Genomic DNA, 16,297 nt, shown 5'->3' on the forward strand with positions numbered 1-16,297 from the left:
TTTGCCGGATATTTGTTTTCAATAATTTACGGAAATTTCCGCCGTAAAACTATGAAAACAAAATAACTTAAATCTAAAAAGCCGGCTTGACAGCGAGACTCTTGCAATTCGGGTGCGAGGGGCGTAGTTCACTGTGGGAACGGGGCCGCGAGTTCTTTGGCCTACGATCGGGGCGGATTGAAGTAACGACTTGTTACGCGGGGGTGTATTTCGGAATGGGCCATCCTCTCGCGCGAATGACGCGAGAATTCATTGATTCACACAGACGGGGAAGCTAAGCTTCGGGTGAAATCGTACGCTGAGGAACCATAACGATAATTGGGGAATATTCCGTCTGTCCCCGGATTTCTCGGATTTCTCGGATTTCTATAGTTCACTATCTCGCCGACCGAAACGGAAACGGCTCCGAAGACGGTAGAGAAGCCAATGGCCTCGACACGGACAACGTAGGCACCCGGAGAAAGCAATGGCGCAATATAGCTTCCGTCGCCGCCCGTACGCACCACTCGGGTCCAGGCTGTGCTGGGACTGGTTATCGTAACCGTAGCGCCCGACACTGCGAGTTGTTGGGGATCGAAAATCCTTCCCTTCAGCGTTGCCGTGGAATAATCCACCTGAGCGAGGCAGGTGCTGCACCCCACCAAGAGGATCATCATCAGCACGCAGGTGCTCGTCTTGCACATCGTCCCCTCCAGCGAGCCTCGAGTACGAACCCATCCGTTCTTAGGACTGTCTACACTGTCAGGTTCATCTTGCGTACCAGCGCCTGAAACCGGGGATCCTCCCGGAGGGGGTCGAAGAAAGGATAGGTTTTGACGGGGATCATCATCGGGTCCCGTTGCTCGACAGCCCGGTCCATCCACCCGAACGCCTCTTCGAATTCTCCCAACCCTAAATGAATCCAGGCGAAACTGGTGGCAGGTATGTACGCCTGAGAAGCCAACTGGTGCAGGCGTGACAGTAGCTCCCGAGCTTCTGAGGTGTACCCACCGAGCGATAACGCGAGTCCCAGCCAGCCAAGCGGCAAGGGCGATCCGCCGGCAAGCTCGACAGCACGGCGAAGGGCTGTGATGGCCTCCGGGTAGTCGCATCGTGCCGTTAGGATTTCACCGCGCACCAAATGGCCCGGCTGGTATGTGGGATCGAGTTCGAGGATCTGGTCTACCTCGTCAAGCCCCCGATCATAATCACGCTTCAACCAGTGCATCACCGCCAGCCAGAGGCGTACCTGCCATTCCAGAGGATCTGCCTCAAGCAAGGTCTCAAGTTCGGAGATGGATTCCGCCAGCCGCCCATGCGGCATGAGGCCACTGATCGCGTATCGAAAACGCACAATTGGGGATGCGGGATTCAGTTCCAGAGCCCGCATCATTTCCCGTTGGACTTCAGGCCAGTTATAGTCCAGTTCTTTTCTAAAGATGCCGAGCAATGCGTGAGTCTCGGCCAGGGTGTTGTCGATTTCGACCGCGCGCATTGCGGCCCAGAGCCCAGCCGCAAAGGCTTCTCTCGGAGGGACGAGCCCCGAAAACCCAGCCCACCAGTGGAGCTCCGCTACACCGTCGTAAGCCAATGCGAGCTGCGGATCACACGCCAGAGCTTGCTCGAAGCACCGTCTGGCCTCCAGGAAATTCGCGCTGTGCAGGTATTGCCGACCCCTGAGGTAGAAATGGTAGGCGACAACATCCTCCGTCGGATTAGCCCGATCAGCAATACCGGCTGAGGCCCGTCGGGAAACATCCGCGGCGACACCTGGGATGTGTTGACCTACAGCGTGTGCAATCGAATCCTGTAAGTGGAATATTGCAGCGATCGGAGCGTCGAACTTCTTTGCGAACAGGTGTGTCTGGTCGCTTGTCTGAATGAGCTGGACGTTGGCGGAAACCTGCTCTTGGGTACGCCGCAGTCCGCCTTCCAGGACATAGTCCACCCGCAATTCGCGGGCAATGGTGGCCACATCTTTGTGGCTGCCCTTATAGTGCATTGCCGTCGTGCGGGCAATCACCGCAAGCTGTTTCGGAGCGAGACTGGCGAACGCGGTGATGATTTCGTCCGTCATGGCATCGCTGAAGTATTCATCTGCGGGATTTCCTCCGAGGTTCAGGAACGGGAGCACGAGAAGCCGGGGACGGGATGTGCACTGTGGTGCGCCCGAAGAAGTGAGCGCACCGATGAAGCGATAGCCGCGCCGGGGCAGAGTCTCGATAAAGCGGGGATGTTCAGCGGAATCGCTCAGCGCCTCGCGCAAGCGCCCGATTGCGGTATTCAGGTTGTTGTCAAAATCCACGAACACGTCTTCGCGCCACAGCCGATGACGCAGTTCCTCGCGAGTGACAAGTTCGCCCGGAGATTCGAGAAGCGCGGCGAGAATCTCGAATGACTTCTCGCGGAGGTTGATTCTCGTTCCCTGCTTGTAAAGCTGACCGGAGGAGAGGTCAACTTCGTAGCAGTCGAAGCGGACAATGTTGGGCACAGTCCGACTCCTGTGTGACGACCGCCAAAAGCGTACTCCCGGTGCCAAAACGGGTCAACGGTAAACCCCGCAACTATCAATCGAGTACGCGGTAAGCCAAGTGTAAGCAGAAAACAAGGCGCGTTCTATTTCTTATTGCGGCCGGGATTGCGAGGATCTCGGAAAGATCATCAGGAGGCATATATGATGCACAGGATAACGGGGTTGAAAGCGCTGATATCGGTATTGTTTGTATCGTTCGCGGCAGCCGGCTGGGCTGCTCCGCCACGCACTTGTTCCCTGGCCACTCTGAATGGGACGTACGGGTTTTACGGTCAGGGCGTGTTAATGACACAGCCTGCTATGCGGGTCGTCACCAACGGTACGATTACCTTCGATGGCAAAGGCAATCTCACTGGCGAGTCCATCGGCGCTGCTGAGGGAGTGGGCGCAGCGCCCCCCGGATCATTTACCGGGACATACGGGGTCAATCCCGATTGCACCTACTGGGGTGAACACTCTGGTATGCAGTTCACGGGTACGATCGCCGACAGAGGGAGCAATCAAGTGCTCCACTTCGTCGTAACCAATCCGGGTTTTGTCGTGCTCGGAGAAGACAAGCCCGTCCCTGCAGGCGGTTGCTCGCCCGCCACCCTGAAGGGCTCATATGCTCTTTACGGTGAAGGAACCATCGCTGTTGGCGGCCCGCCCGCGCCCATGGTGCACGTCGGCACCGCCAACTACGATGGGGCGGGAAATGCTTGGGGGAGCGACACGATCATGTTCGCCGGCGGGCCTCCCGTGAATGATACTTGGACTGCAACCTACACCGTGACCAGCGACTGCACTGTATCGCTCGAAATCAGCAGCACAGTCGGGGTAGTGCACGAGGTTGGGAGGATCGTCGGCGAGGGCGAGTCGCGCGAGGTACACCTCATCGTTACCGATCCGGGCTGGATGGTGCAGGAGACCACGGTGAGACAGTGAGTTTAGGCGCGGGCGGTACCGTCCGCGCCTGCCTGACTGCTGGATACGAGATGCCCTGGGGCTTCATTCCTGCTGGCGGCCGGCTACGTTGCGGCCCAGGATCATTTCTTGAATGCGCAAGGGTTACAGTCGGCCATTCTGGATGGGCAACGAGCCAAAGGACGATTCCAGGAGCTTGAGCTGGACGATATGGGTGTGAGCTTCGGACAGGCGCTCCTAGGTGGAATGGCCGGAGCATAACTTCCAAGCGGATATCGTAAAATACAAGCGGATATCGTAAAATACGGGGACAGACGGAATATTCCCCAATTCTGTCGGCCCAATTTGGGAATCTTAAGTCGTTTCATCCTGCCGAACGTCCACAAGCTCTCGGCGGTTTGCCATGCTTCTGCTACCGTTCAAGCATGGCTCGGTTTGCGCGAGTAGTGGTGGCAAATGTTCCGCATCATGTTACCCAGCGCGGTAACGCCCGGCAAGTCGTTTTGGGCAACGACGCTGACCGCAACACCTACCTGGGATTGCTGCGACAGTCTGCAGAACTTCACGGGCTTTCGCTGTTGGGCTACTGTCTGATGTCCAATCATGTGCATCTGGTTGTGGTTCCGCACACGGCCAAAGGGCTGGCGCATGCGCTCAAACAGGCGCACGGACGCTACGCGACGTATTGGAATGCTCGTCAGATCTCGAGCGGGCACGTCTGGCAGGGGCGGTTCTATTCTTGTCCGCTCGACGAGGCGCACCTCTGGATCGCGCTGCGCTATGTTGAGCTGAATCCTGTACGCGCGCGGATGGTGGAAGCGGCGGACCAGTGGAGGTGGTCGAGCGCCGGAGTACACTGCGGCACCGCACCCGCAGATGTGCCGCTCGAAATGGAGCGATGGCGAAAGCGCTGGACGCCCGCGCAATGGGCGGAGTTCCTTGAAGTTGCCGGGTCGCCAGGCGAAGTGAACGAGCTGCGGCGGTCAACGCACACAGGACGACCTCTGGGGTCTCCGGAGTTCGTGGCCAGTTTGGAGAAAATGACGTTACGCCGGCTGGCGGCGAAAAAAGCAGGACGGCCGAAGAACTCCGCTGTTGATGCCGCGCAACTCATCGTGACAGCTGGTGCCTAGAATTGGGGAATATTCCGTCTGTCCCCGTATTTTTGTATTTCCGTATTTCACGATGTATGACACGGGACGTGTGGCGTCTTGAGGCCCGTTGATGTGGGAGAGTCGCTTTCTTGCGAAGCTATCGTCCTGCGGCGCATAATAATCTTCGCAATGCCCGAACTGCAGTATGCGCTGGTGGCCTACGTTCGTAATGCGTTAGGTGAATTTGTCGAGAACCTCCGGCGCGAATTACATCCCGAGTTTGCCCACCTTCCGGCACACGTTTCCATTCTTCCTCCGCGGCCCCTGCACGGATCGGAAGCCGATGCGGTCGAGCAACTTGTGCAGCTCTGTCGCAACGTCGACCCTTTCGAAATCTCCATGGGTGGGGTAGAGGCATTTCTGCCTACAACGCCAACGGTTTTCCTTCAGATTTCCTATGCAGCCTACAAGCTCAGGGAACTGCACGACTTGGTGAATTCCGGCGCGCTCGAATTTAGAGAACCCCTGCCCTACATGCCGCACTTGACGATTGCGAAGGTATCCTCGCCAGAACGGGCGCGCGAAGTGTATTGCATCTCACGTGATCGCTGGGATCGCTACGAGGGTAAACGTCGGACTGGGATCAATAGCCTTACTTTTGTGCGCGGCACAGGAACGGAATGGACAGACATTGTGCCGATCGAACTGGGGCAGCGTGCACCTGCGCGGGTACGATAAGAATTACGGAAAGAGCGCCAAAGGGGCTCCGCGAAGCGAAGGTTTCAAGAAGCTGTAGATAAGCAGCTCTTACTCCACCCATTGTTTCCATGCCAACTCCAGTTTGATTTTGGTGCATGTACTTCCGGAAGTGCATGTACACAATCGGCATTGCGAATGAACCCACCTAGAACATAGAACTAACGTTGCACCGGCGGACAGCCCGCCCAGACGCACTCCCTCCCCCAGCAAACTCATGGGCGGGCTCCGTTGCCGGGGAGGATCCCAATGCAAATAGCCGTGTATGGCTCCGGTTACGTGGCCACGATTGTCTCGGCCTGCATCGCCGATTTCGGTACGCCTGTTACCTGCTTTGACGCTGATACCGTCCGCCTGATGGAACTTGCGCAGGGGAATATCCCCTTTTATGAGAAGAACCTCAAGGAGATCATTCGCCGTAATGTGAGAGCGGGGAGGCTCGTCTACTCGACCGACCTCGAGAACCAGGCGTCGCGGGCGGGGGTGATTTTTCTCGCGGAAGACGACCACCGGTACCTGGAAGACACGGCGGTTCGGCTGGCGGGATTGATGGGGCAGGACGCAGTCATTGCGGTCTGCACGCCGGCGCCGGTCGGGACAGCGGCTCGGGTTGTGCAGAAACTCCGGGCGGCCAACCGCCAGAACCCGGTTGTTTCGCATCCGCTCTTCCTGACCTCGGGATGCGCCGTGGAAGACTTCAACTGGCCGGACCGCATCGTGCTGGGAACGACATCGTCGGACGCCGTGCAGGTCCTGAAGTCGGTCTACCGGCCGCTCGTGATGCGCGGAATCCCGGTGATCGTGACGAATTTCGAGACGGCGGAACTCGTGCGGGAAGCGTCGACGGCGTTCGTCGCGACCAAGATCTCGTTCATCAACGAACTCGCAACACTCTGCGAAAAAGTGAACGGGGATGCTGTTGACCTGGCATTGGCATTGGGGCTGGACAAACGCATCGCTCCGCGATGTTTGCAGCCCGGCGTAGGCCTCGGCGGGAACTTTGTGGAAGGCGACATGGAATCGCTGGCGCAACTTGCGATCGGAAATGGAATTTCGTTGAAAGTTCTGTCGGCGGCGCGCGAGGTGAATCGGACGCACAGCGATCGCATTCTCGAAAAGATGACCTATGCGCTGGATAGCCTGACGGAAAAGGAAGTCGGGCTGCTCGGGTTGGCATTCAAGCCGAATACGAATTCGGTGGTTGGGTCGGCCTCGGTGCGATTGGCGCGAAGCCTGGCGGCGAAAGGCGCCAAGGTTCGGGCGTACGATCCGGCGGCCGCGCAGGAAGCCCAGGCTGAACTGCGCAATGCCGTGCGTCTGTGTGGAAACGCTTACGAGGCGCTCGAAGGTGCGGATGCACTGGTTGTGGGCACAGGCTGGCCCGAGTTTCGTACGCTGGATTTCGACAAGGTGAAGCGGATCGTTCGCCGACCGCTGATCATCGACACAAAGAATCTGTTGGATTGTGAGCGTCTGCGAGGTATGGGATTCGAGTACCTGGGAATTGGACGCGCATGATACGGACTCCCGGTTTCAGGCGAGCCGTAACCTCGGCTGCCCGGTCTTCGGACCGGGCGTTTTTATGTCCGGAGTAGGGCAGTCCTCGGCCTGGCTGGGTTTGTTATAATCAAGGTCTCACCGCATGGTGGGTGTAGTTCAGTGGTAGAACTCCGGACTGTGGCTCCGGCTGTCGTGGGTTCGAATCCCACCACCCACCCCAAACCCCTCTGATCTATCTACTCGCGCTTTCAGCAACATAGGCATCGATCTTATCCCGAGTTGGGCACAAAAGGGCACAACTTTCTTTCGAATTACATGGTTCCCGATGTCGGCATCTCCGCCAGCGCTGCGGGCGCCAGCAGCTTGCCGAGTTCGTCAGCTACAGCGCGATGATCTCGAGAGTCAGCGTGACTGTAGATGTTGAGCGTGACGTCGTTGAAGTCCAGATGTCCCAGCCGTTCCTGTCGCACCTTGTCGGGTGCGCGAAGTTGGTCCATCAGACTTGCATTGAGGTGCCGGAACGCATGCGCACCGGCGATCGTGATTCCAAGGTGCACGAGCAGCGGCTTCAACTGGTCCCGTACAACATGATCGCCTTGCCAGGCCGTGCACATCCTCGGCATTCGGGCCTTCGGCAGCCAGTTGCTTTGCGAGCAGGTGGTCGGACGTGGGCTCCGCCGCATGGACTACACCCCCGATCCCGCGACGGGTCTTCTGATCGAAGAGTACGTGGATGTCTACGGCATCCCTTTTTCGGTAATTCCTTTCAAGGGGCGGCCGGTTAAATCAAAGGCAGAAGAAGATAAACCTAAGAATCACGTTCACGCCCTGCCCGAGCGCAAACATCTGGAGATCCGCTTCCCGATCGTTGAAGGCTACGCCTTCGCTCTCCGCAAGAACCTAATCCGATGCGACGTGGATTCAATGGATCGGCTCATCATCGAGCCAAACCGCGAACCGACGGCAACATTCATTTCGGCGACTGTCGGATATCGCGAGGGAAGCCCTACCGTCGGGGGGCTTCAGGTTCCTGTCACCGTACAGGACCGGCAGCAGTATTACGCCAACAACCACATCCAGACGATCAAGTTCCAAATCACCCGGCTGATAGTCGAATCCTTGGCAGTCATTGGAAAGGATGGAAGTGACGCCCGGGCTCGGGTATTTCGGCTCCAGTCAAGGCACCAGCTATTCCCGCAGGTCTATGCATTCGTGGAGGAGTACATCGCGAAGAAAGTTGATTTTCAGGGCGAGATCCGTGCGAGCTAGGCCTTGAGAAATATGTGATGCGTATTGTAGAGCGGTTCCGTGACCGAATCGAGCCTGACGACGAACAGGGCGAACCACCACTGATGCCGGTTCTCAACCGCTACCACCAGCTCGGCACCACGGCAGATATCGATTTCAAGACAACGAAGCCCTGCTTCGCAACCACGACCAGCCACGTTAACCAGGTGGTTGCAGACACACAAGAATGGGAACAAAGCGCGGCATTTCGACTGGAGAAAGCAGTTCGTTCCGGATTCGTCCGAAGTTATGTGAAGAATGACCGGCTCGGTCTTGTTATTCCTTACGAATACCTCGACGTCGAGCATACTTACGAACCCGATTACCTTGCGAGTCTGTCGAATGGGGTGACACTGCTGCTTGAGGTAAAGGGTCTTGAAGATAACCAGGCAAAGGCCAAACACGACGCAGCACGACGGTGGGTCTCGGCAGTCAACAACCTGGGCCAGTTTGGTAAATGGCAGCTTTACGTCTGCCATAACCCGCAAATGCTCGAGAAAGAACTAGAGCAGTTAGTGAGGGCCGGAGCTGCCAAGGCTGCAGTCTGACAACCAAGAACAACTTGACGAGTGGCAGGTGTGCCAATTAGCCGGTTCCGAAGATAGCTGTTTCTGATACTCGAAAGACGGTGGCACACACCCTTTAAGAGACAGCCACATGTGATGCCCGCAACCGATGGGTTTTTGGACCGAGCGCTTGGCCGCACTGGTCTGGATGGATTGGCCCCTACTGACCGTCCTTGCGGTGACCTCGCATAGTTACGTCTTTAGGGCCGCCCCGGTGAGCTCGCAAGGAGTCGTCCGTTCAAGGGATCGGTTTCAATAGCTCTTGTGGCTTAACAGACAATGTCGATGTAGGCAGCGTACTACTAACTAGTATCGTTCGTCTCGTGTACAGTGTCGAAACTGTTCGGTTGCGTGACCCACCTCTTGGGAGAGCGTAAGTCATTCGCAACCATGTACCGCCTTCCGTCCCACCCCTCGATAACGGGACGAAAGAACGGGAGCCGACCAACGGCTCCTCGTTCAATTTTAGGCAATAGGTAATGGTCCGCGGTCCCCACGTTTGGGATTCTCACCCATTTGAGCGAGCAGTTCTTGTGGGTGGATCGGCTTCGCCATGCAGGTGAACATGTAGCCTGAAGGCATTCCCAGATACCCGGGACAATTGAGCCTCAACCCGAAGGATTTAGGTAACATTGTCCTATTTGACATTGCCCGCCAATCGGCGCACCGTGGAGATAGAGGAAGTTGTCCCGCTCCTCTTTCAGATTCCTGAACTAAGTCAGCCTGTCTGAAGGTTCTCTCCGTGGTCATTCGTATAGCGAGACATACGCTCCGCGAAAGCTGAGAAGTCCCATGAACGATACAAGTCTTGAACGATGCGCTGTACCTTTCTGTTCAGTCCACTGGCACAAGATGGGAGAGGGTAAGCTTTTCCATTTCCATATCAGAGACCCGAAGCCGGGTCACGCAAAAACAAAGACGGTATGGCTTTGTGAGAACTGTTTCGGGAGCTGGGATGTAAGCTTAGATCGAGAGGGCGAAAGCGTTTTGTCTCCCCGTCAGAGAAAGGCAGCATCCGCGTAGCCGGAACAGCAAGCCTGAAATGTTGAGCCGTTTGCGTAGAGGCACTTATGGTACTTGACCGACAGCACGAATTCGCCGATCTCTATAAGAAAGCCCAGAAAATCCTTTTGCACAAGCTGACAGAAGATGAGCACTCGTTGGTGTCCGAATTAGCGTTCGAGACCCATACCTCGGTGACCAACGAGAAGCTCTCCCGCCTCAGAGACCTTGTCGGAAGAAAAGGTCATCAATAGAGTTCAACATACCGAAGGTTACGACTTGTTCTGCACCGAATGTCGAATCTAGTTGGCAGTATCAGATTTATCGCAAACAAACTGACCTACTCTAAAATCATTGGCTCAAGCCCGACAATCGGACACATCTGCCGCCCGAGGCGAGAATATCTGTCTATTGACTTTTCTATTAAGGCAGACCAAAATTTGTGGTGCCTCACTGAGGAGCTTTCCTCAACAGAGATGCACCCCCTCTGAGACAAGACCCAATCCTTTGCGGCCGATCCCGAACAACACCTGTGATCGTCTTTTGTGGATGAACGCAGGAAATTCACGGTATCTCCACAGTCGCGGCCCGGAATAGCGCTTCTTGCGCCAAAGGAGAAATCCATGAACGGCAGATATGGACTTGCTGTGTTGTTCCTCTGCTTGTCGCTGTGCGTTTCTGCGGCTTATGGGCAGGGTGTCTGCACTATGCAGAACCTCGCCGGAACTTACGCTTTCAAATCTATTGGCTCCAGCACGATCGCCGGCCCAGGGGATGGCTTTCACTGGAAGGCCTCATACGCTCCCATCGCGTTCGTCGGCTGGTTCACCATCAATCCGGACGGTTCCGGCGAAGGCTCCTCTTGGGGTATTGCCGGTGCGGTTAATTTTGGACTGGCTCCATTTCCCTTTTACCCAACTTTCACCCTGAACGACAACTGCACCGGTACCATGGAATATGCGTTTGGTGAGAGTATTCTCAAAGAAAAGTTCGTGGTTCTTGACAACGGTCGTGAGATTCGCGGTGTGGTGATGCAGACCGCGATAGCTACCGGGACCTGGTTCACTACAGCCCGCCGCATCACCAGTTCCTGTGGTCAAAACAAAGTTCATGGCCTGTACCTTTTCGAGTGCAGCGATCTGCTCCCACTCTCTGTCGTTTCGCCTCCGCCCGATAATATTTTCGCGGGTGCGTTTCAAATCCAGATGCTGATCTCGCCGGGTGGTGATTATTCTGGACGCATGGTTGGCAAAGTCGGGCCGATCACCAGTGACGCTTTTCCCACCGACCCCCCTGGATTAGGATTCCCTGTCTCCGGTAAGATCACGGTTCACAACGATTGCACTGCAGAGGGAACGCTAATCTCACCGGCGGAGCCAAGCATCAACATGGCCCGGGGCGTCTTTTTTGACGAAGGAAGGCAGGGCTACTGGCTCCCGCTCGACAACTTATTCCCTGACGGGACCACCAGCCCGACAGTGTATGGCTACTGCTCGATCACGCTGATGGACCGCTAAGGTTCTCGCGAGGGTTGGTCAGGGGCCACGGCTTGCGGCGCACGTGGGCGGAATCGGCATGTGAAAGGAATGAAATGGTTGGGCGTGCGCGTCGGCAACTGGCTTACGCTTCAGCAATCACAGGGTCCCACGTGCTTGCACACTGTTCTTTTGTAGGCTTGGACCGCAAAACAGTCGTGGGACTATGCAGGACCGAAGAGAGCCCTGAAGATGACCGGCGCGCCTCCCGGCAAAGTGCTGCGCGGTCCAGGATACGTCCCGTAGAAGCATCAGGTTGGCAAAAGCATCATGATGGGAAGATGCCAACGCTTCTTTGAGCAGCAATGAATCCCGTGTCGTACTGTTTTCGCGAGTGCCCCGTCCTGGGTCTGCCAAGTTCGGCGGGGTTTCCGCAGAGGTGTGGAAGGCGCGAGCTGTCCGTTTGCGAACAGTGGAATCTCACGAGCGAACACCGGAAGGTCGTATTGCCGCTCACCAGCCCGCGAAACCAACAGCTTAGGTTGAGTTTCGGAATGGAACGCGAGTTGCAAGGAAGATCAAAGAGATGGATCAGGATGAACCTGCTGCGTGACGCGCAGTAGGAAGAAGCCATCTGCGGGAACTACCGGTTCCCATTTCGCGGGCCATGCCACCCGCCAAGTCCACTTCTTCGACGGCAGTATCGTGAAAGAAATTATGGCAGAAGCCAATTAGCAAGTCAGGATATTCATGTCATTACTTCTGCAAGATCTTCGTTATGCAGTGCGGGTGCTGCGCAAGTCACCCGGGTTCACGGCCATCGCCGTCCTCACCCTGGCTATCGGGATCGGCGCGAATACGGCGATTTTCTCCGTGGTCAACGGCGTTCTCCTTCGGCCACTACAGTTTCGCGATTCACGGCAGCTTTACGTCATTCACGAGATTGTGCCGCAAGTCGTGAAATCAATGCCGTTGCTGGACGCCAACCTGCCGGATTTCCAGATCTGGCAAAGGGAAGCTCATTCGTTCGATGAGATCGGCATCGGGGAATCGACGTCGATGATCATTAGCGACGACGGCGAACCGGAACTGATCCATGGGACGCGCACCTCGGCTAATTTTCTGAAGCTGCTGGGAGTGAATGCTGCGCGCGGGCGGCTGTTCCAGGCCGAAGAAGATCAGCCGGACCGGGGACATGCGGTGATTTTTACCGATGCGTTCTGGCGCAACCGGTTCAAGGCAGATCCAGAGATCGTGGGCCGCTCGGTCACGCTGGATGGAATTCCGTATAGCGTTGTGGGGGTGTTGCCGAAGTCGTTCCAGTTTCCCGGACATGTGAATGGCCTGGCGAGCAACGCACAGTTCGTGGTTCCACTCAACGGGCCAAAACCTTACGAAACCGACCTTATCGGCGAATTCGACTTCACGGCGATCGGACGGCTGAAGGCGGGAGTGACGCCGGCGAAAGCGTTAGCCGAACTGAATGTGATCCAGGCCAGAATCGCGCAGCAGGCGCATACGAATTTCGATCTGCGCGCCGACCTCTCGCCGTTGCAATCGCAGATAGTCGGTTCTTCGCGAAAGGGATTGGTCCTGCTGCTTGCCTCGGTTGGCGTGCTGTTGTTGATGATCTGCGTGAACCTGGCGAACCTGCTGTTTTCTCGCGCGCCGGGACGGATGTCCGGTGCCGGCATTCGCAAGGCCCTGGGCGCCAGCGTATCGCGCCTGATGCGACAAATGCTGGTCGAGAGCGTACTGCTGGCGACCTGTGGCGGTGTGCTCGGGATCGTGCTTGCCAAAGTTGCCGTTGCTTCATTCGTCCACTTCGGCGCGGCGGGAATTCCACGGCTCAGCGAAGTGACGATGGATGGCCGCGTTGTTGGCTTTGCATTGTTGGCAACGCTGATCACCGCCGTGTTGTTCGGGACCCTGCCGGCATGGCTCGTATCGCGGGCCGATCTACGCGAGACGCTCGCAGCAGCCACCCGGAGCGCGACCGAGAGCCACCGCACGCGGACCTTGCGTTCAGCGCTCATCACAGTAGAGGTCTCCCTGTGCACCGCGCTCCTGATCGTCGCCGGACTGCTCGGCCGCAGTCTTCTGCGCTTGCTCGATCTTGATCCGGGCTTCAGCGTCAATCACGTACTCGCCGCCACGATCGATTTGCCTCCTGTCGTTTATAAAGGAGCCGATTCGCGCAAAGGTTTCTACCGGGACGCGCTGGATGGGATCCGTTCGCTGCCAGGCGTGCGCTCGGCGGCGTGGGTGAGTATCCTTCCACTGCAAGGTCAAGGGTCCGTGACCGGCATCAACCTGCCGGGAGATACGCTTCCCCCCGCGGAGGCGCCCATCGCCAATTATCGGGTGGTGAGCCCCGACTATTTCCGAACGATGGGAATTCCGCTGGTGAGTGGGCGCGCGCTCAGCGCCGAGGACCGCGGCAAACGTCGGGTGATCGTCTCGCAGAATCTCGCGCGACGGCTTTGGCCGAAACGGAACGCGGTTGGACAAATGTGCGCTGCTCACTGGGGACCCCTTGCTGAAAGTCCCAGTGAAGTGGTCGGAGTCGCGGGCGACATCCGCACCAGCCTGGATCAACCGCCGCTCTACATGGTTTATGTCGCCGATTCCTGGGCGTTGGAGCCACCGAGCGCTCCCATGTCGGCCGCATTTGTGGTGCGCACGAGCCAAGATTCAACAAGCGTTGCGGACGCGGTGCGCAAGGTCATTCATCGGGCCGGTCCGGACGTGCCAATCGTCTCTTTGCAGCCGATGTCGCAAGTGGTTGCGCGGAACGTGGAAGGGCGACGGTTTCAGATGTCGCTGATTTCCATGTTTGCTCTGTCGGCCCTGTTGCTTGCCGGCCTGGGGATTTTCGGAGTGCTGGCTTACTCGGTCGAGCAGCGGCGGCGCGAATTTGGTATCCGCACCGCGCTGGGAGCGCAGCGCTCGCAGATGGTCACGATGATTATGCGGCAGGGGCTGCTGCCGGTGGCAGTGGGTCTCGGGTTGGGAGTTGCGGGTGCGCTCACCGGCGGAAGTCTGCTGCAAAGCCTTGTGTTTGGGGTGACGCCATTCGATTTCATGACGTTCGCGGGCGTGGCGCTGCTCATTGCGGTTGTCGCCGCGATCGCCTGCTATGTCCCCGCGCGGCGCGCCACCAATGTCGATCCCATCGTCGCGCTGCGGTACGAGTGAGATGCAACCGTGGCGGAAAAACCTCTTGAACGCAAGCCTTCGAGCGTTCTGGGTCAGAACTTGACCACTGAACCCAGCCCGGTGCGTGGAACTTCCGAAGTGCCAGCCAGCGAATTGAACGCGCTGCCCAATTGCCAGCACTGTCCTTACCGAGACCCATCAGGCCTGATTTACTGTCCTAGGGGGCATTCGCAATCAATGAACAGATCGTACTGCGACGCCTAAATTGGCCGCCATACTCCACGATCACGACTTCCCGGCGTGTGAAGTCCTCGACGGGTGACCAGCATTTCGCCCTTGTCGCGCGCCAGCGGCCAAGGCGTCCCATCGGGCTTGCGATAGACGTTGGCATTGGGGGCGTAGAGGTTGATGCCTATCGGCATCAAAGTTTTTCACACCACCATCAGCATCAAAACCGAAACACAAGACCTGCCGAATAGCGCATTGTGTTCTGGCTATTCCCGAGGCTACTCGACAGACCCGTCGCTAGTGCGTCGGTCGCGTTGAATTGCGTGCGGAGAAAATCCACCTGGGCCGCCCGAATAGCGAGATGTTGGCTCACCCCTATGTCGACACCGCCGCCGAAGGCCATTGCAAAAGCGTTGGCACTGGTTATCCCGGTCGAGATCCCGCCAATGATCGGAATATTCACGCCCCCTCCTAAGCTTGAGCGAGCCTGGCCAAATAATGCATGGGCGAAGACCGCGCTCCTGCCCAAGGGAGCGGTTACGGTCGGGCCAAACATGTAGGTGTATAGGTGCTGATTGGCGGAAGCAGACACTCCCAGGACTGAAGTAGAGGCTGCAGTCCGATAGTCGCCGCTCAGATCCGCCGTAACACCAACGTAGCGGTTGAAATTGAACGTGCCTTGTCCCACCCAACCATTAAAACTGTTGCCGTTGTTTCGTAGATACGAATATCCGCCAAAGATAGTCGCTCTGGATGCGCTCTCGCCGTATGCTGCCCCGGGACCGTTATTCTGGGCCGCTAGTGTGAATGGAATTAACAACACGCAGGCCAATATGACTACAAATTTGTGCATTCTCTGCACTCCTTGAAAAAAGGGTTATAGCAAGTGAGATGCACGCCAGAACTGGACTAGGGAGTTTTCCGTGTAAAGAAGTGTGCCGAATCGAGTCGCCCCGAACTACATCAGAGCCACTTTCGGACAGAGAAATGTGCAGGTACCACTGCGGTGCGGTCGGATCGCCTTGTTTTTCGGAAGAAGCGGACAAAACCGGGAGCCGGGGTACGTATCCCTTTATTGCACTTGAATCTGTCCGCTTGCCCTCAGGGGAGAGAATTAATGCAAAATAGACTAAAGCAAGCACCTGTCAATAAGAAAAGCGAACGGGGAGCCATTTCAAAGCTCCCCGTTCACTCAACCTTGGTAAATGGAGTTGGCCCTCCCCCGAAGTCCAACCCGCTTACAACAGGATGGACTTTAACATTGGAAAAACGAAAGTCAAAGAAAATCGGCCCTGCAAAGCCCTTACCGACGTAAGTTACTTTTGTCAGGTGTGAAGGGCTTTAAGAAGCGGCTGTATCGGTCTAAAGCGCATCATCTCACCCTACGAATGAATCGCGTAGAGTCACGGAGATTTTCGCAGTCGGACATTCCGATCTCCGCTGTCCAATATTTCAAATCCAAGTTGTTCGAGGTCATGTAGCTGTGCGTGACATGGCAGGTTCGTGACGAAATGGGTAGCAGAAGATCACGCGAAAGCAGTGCCGTAGCGGACAATATCTTGCATCGAGCTGCACTTCCCAGTACATCAAGAACACCTCGACTAACTGTTCCCAATTCGAGTCCAATCTCAGCGATATTGGAGTAGCCTACCAGCGGCAAATGTGGGGCAACGGGCTCACGCCACAATGTCAGAACCTGTCCACTCACAAAATTCCTGTCAAACCACCGTCCTCTGCGTGACCTTATTGATAGTTCAGCGCCGCGTCCCAAGTATAGCTTTGTCCTGATTCAGTCACGGTGAGGGCCGCCGGACC

Annotated in this window: 14 protein-coding genes and 1 tRNA gene; 10 read left to right on the forward strand and 5 right to left on the reverse strand. The window is 56.8% G+C overall.

The window, feature by feature from the left end; all coding sequences use genetic code 11:
* Window positions 1-257: 257 nt before the first annotated feature.
* Together ROO76_01855 and ROO76_01860 are read right to left on the reverse strand one after the other, a co-directional pair.
* Window positions 258-683, reverse strand: a complete 426-nt coding sequence (locus tag ROO76_01855; protein MDT8066889.1) for a carboxypeptidase-like regulatory domain-containing protein — start codon at window positions 681-683, stop codon at window positions 258-260.
* 50 nt (window positions 684-733) lie between these two features.
* On the reverse strand, window positions 734-2,470 hold the full coding sequence (locus ROO76_01860) for a winged helix-turn-helix domain-containing protein (protein MDT8066890.1): 1,737 nt from the start codon (window positions 2,468-2,470) through the stop codon (window positions 734-736).
* A gap of 183 nt (window positions 2,471-2,653) precedes the next feature.
* On the opposite strand from ROO76_01860, the gene ROO76_01865 reads away from it, so the two are divergent.
* The 5 genes from ROO76_01865 to ROO76_01885 all read left to right on the forward strand — a co-directional run bounded on the left by ROO76_01865 (window position 2,654) and on the right by ROO76_01885 (window position 6,985).
* The gene (locus tag ROO76_01865) at window positions 2,654-3,436 is read left to right on the forward strand and encodes a hypothetical protein (protein MDT8066891.1); all 783 of its coding nucleotides are present in this window, start codon (window positions 2,654-2,656) and stop codon (window positions 3,434-3,436) included.
* A gap of 428 nt (window positions 3,437-3,864) precedes the next feature.
* Window positions 3,865-4,548, forward strand: a complete 684-nt coding sequence (locus ROO76_01870; protein ID MDT8066892.1) for a transposase — start codon at window positions 3,865-3,867, stop codon at window positions 4,546-4,548.
* Window positions 4,549-4,698: 150 nt separating this feature from the next.
* Window positions 4,699-5,247, forward strand: a complete 549-nt coding sequence (locus tag ROO76_01875; GenBank protein ID MDT8066893.1) for a 2'-5' RNA ligase family protein — start codon at window positions 4,699-4,701, stop codon at window positions 5,245-5,247.
* Between the two features lie 267 nt (window positions 5,248-5,514).
* Window positions 5,515-6,783: a nucleotide sugar dehydrogenase gene (locus tag ROO76_01880; GenBank protein MDT8066894.1), complete on the forward strand. Its 1,269-nt coding sequence runs from the start codon at window positions 5,515-5,517 to the stop codon at window positions 6,781-6,783.
* A gap of 127 nt (window positions 6,784-6,910) precedes the next feature.
* Window positions 6,911-6,985 (forward strand) — tRNA-His (locus ROO76_01885).
* Window positions 6,986-7,076: 91 nt separating this feature from the next.
* On the opposite strand, the gene ROO76_01890 is transcribed toward ROO76_01885, so the two are convergent.
* The gene (locus ROO76_01890) at window positions 7,077-7,388 is read right to left on the reverse strand and encodes a hypothetical protein (GenBank protein MDT8066895.1); all 312 of its coding nucleotides are present in this window, start codon (window positions 7,386-7,388) and stop codon (window positions 7,077-7,079) included.
* Between ROO76_01890 and ROO76_01895 the strand changes: the two genes are divergently transcribed.
* The 5 genes from ROO76_01895 (at window position 7,372) to ROO76_01915 (ending at window position 14,293) form a co-directional block, all read left to right on the forward strand.
* Window positions 7,372-8,034, forward strand: coding sequence for a hypothetical protein (locus ROO76_01895; GenBank protein MDT8066896.1), 663 nt, complete (start codon window positions 7,372-7,374; stop codon window positions 8,032-8,034). The genes ROO76_01890 and ROO76_01895 overlap by 17 nt on opposite strands.
* Window positions 8,035-8,048: 14 nt before the next feature.
* Window positions 8,049-8,600 carry a hypothetical protein gene (locus ROO76_01900; protein ID MDT8066897.1) on the forward strand — a complete coding sequence of 184 codons (552 nt, stop codon included), beginning with the start codon at window positions 8,049-8,051 and terminating at the stop codon, window positions 8,598-8,600.
* 1,088 nt (window positions 8,601-9,688) lie between these two features.
* Window positions 9,689-9,874 carry a hypothetical protein gene (locus tag ROO76_01905; protein ID MDT8066898.1) on the forward strand — a complete coding sequence of 62 codons (186 nt, stop codon included), beginning with the start codon at window positions 9,689-9,691 and terminating at the stop codon, window positions 9,872-9,874.
* A 369-nt stretch (window positions 9,875-10,243) separates the two neighbouring features.
* Window positions 10,244-11,137 carry a hypothetical protein gene (locus ROO76_01910; GenBank protein MDT8066899.1) on the forward strand — a complete coding sequence of 298 codons (894 nt, stop codon included), beginning with the start codon at window positions 10,244-10,246 and terminating at the stop codon, window positions 11,135-11,137.
* 708 nt (window positions 11,138-11,845) lie between these two features.
* Complete coding sequence (locus tag ROO76_01915) at window positions 11,846-14,293, forward strand: ABC transporter permease (GenBank protein ID MDT8066900.1); 2,448 nt, start codon at window positions 11,846-11,848, stop codon at window positions 14,291-14,293.
* A gap of 221 nt (window positions 14,294-14,514) precedes the next feature.
* Here the strand turns inward: ROO76_01915 and ROO76_01920 are convergent, their stop codons facing one another.
* Together ROO76_01920 and ROO76_01925 are read right to left on the reverse strand one after the other, a co-directional pair.
* The gene (locus ROO76_01920; protein ID MDT8066901.1) at window positions 14,515-14,676 is read right to left on the reverse strand and encodes a hypothetical protein; all 162 of its coding nucleotides are present in this window, start codon (window positions 14,674-14,676) and stop codon (window positions 14,515-14,517) included.
* Window positions 14,677-14,702: 26 nt separating this feature from the next.
* A complete protein-coding gene (locus ROO76_01925) occupies window positions 14,703-15,335 on the reverse strand; it encodes a hypothetical protein (protein ID MDT8066902.1) in 633 nt (210 codons plus the stop codon).
* Between the last annotated feature and the right edge of the window lie 962 nt (window positions 15,336-16,297).

Source organism: Terriglobia bacterium, assembly GCA_032252755.1.
Lineage (GTDB): Bacteria > Acidobacteriota > Terriglobia > Terriglobales > Acidobacteriaceae > JAVUPY01.

Bases quoted from the DNA above. Each gene is read 5' to 3' on its own strand.
- ROO76_01855 (MDT8066889.1), bottom strand. From the start codon at position 683: ATGTGCAAGACGAGCACCTGCGTGCTGATGATGATCCTCTTGGTGGGG.
- ROO76_01865 (MDT8066891.1), top strand. From the start codon at position 2,654: ATGATGCACAGGATAACGGGGTTGAAAGCGCTGATATCGGTATTGTTT.
- ROO76_01875 (MDT8066893.1), top strand. From the start codon at position 4,699: ATGCCCGAACTGCAGTATGCGCTGGTGGCCTACGTTCGTAATGCGTTA.
- ROO76_01880 (MDT8066894.1), top strand. From the start codon at position 5,515: ATGCAAATAGCCGTGTATGGCTCCGGTTACGTGGCCACGATTGTCTCG.
- ROO76_01890 (MDT8066895.1), bottom strand. From the start codon at position 7,388: ATGCCGAGGATGTGCACGGCCTGGCAAGGCGATCATGTTGTACGGGAC.
- ROO76_01905 (MDT8066898.1), top strand. From the start codon at position 9,689: ATGGTACTTGACCGACAGCACGAATTCGCCGATCTCTATAAGAAAGCC.
- ROO76_01910 (MDT8066899.1), top strand. From the start codon at position 10,244: ATGAACGGCAGATATGGACTTGCTGTGTTGTTCCTCTGCTTGTCGCTG.
- ROO76_01915 (MDT8066900.1), top strand. From the start codon at position 11,846: ATGTCATTACTTCTGCAAGATCTTCGTTATGCAGTGCGGGTGCTGCGC.
- ROO76_01920 (MDT8066901.1), bottom strand. From the start codon at position 14,676: ATGCCGATAGGCATCAACCTCTACGCCCCCAATGCCAACGTCTATCGC.
- ROO76_01925 (MDT8066902.1), bottom strand. From the start codon at position 15,335: ATGCACAAATTTGTAGTCATATTGGCCTGCGTGTTGTTAATTCCATTC.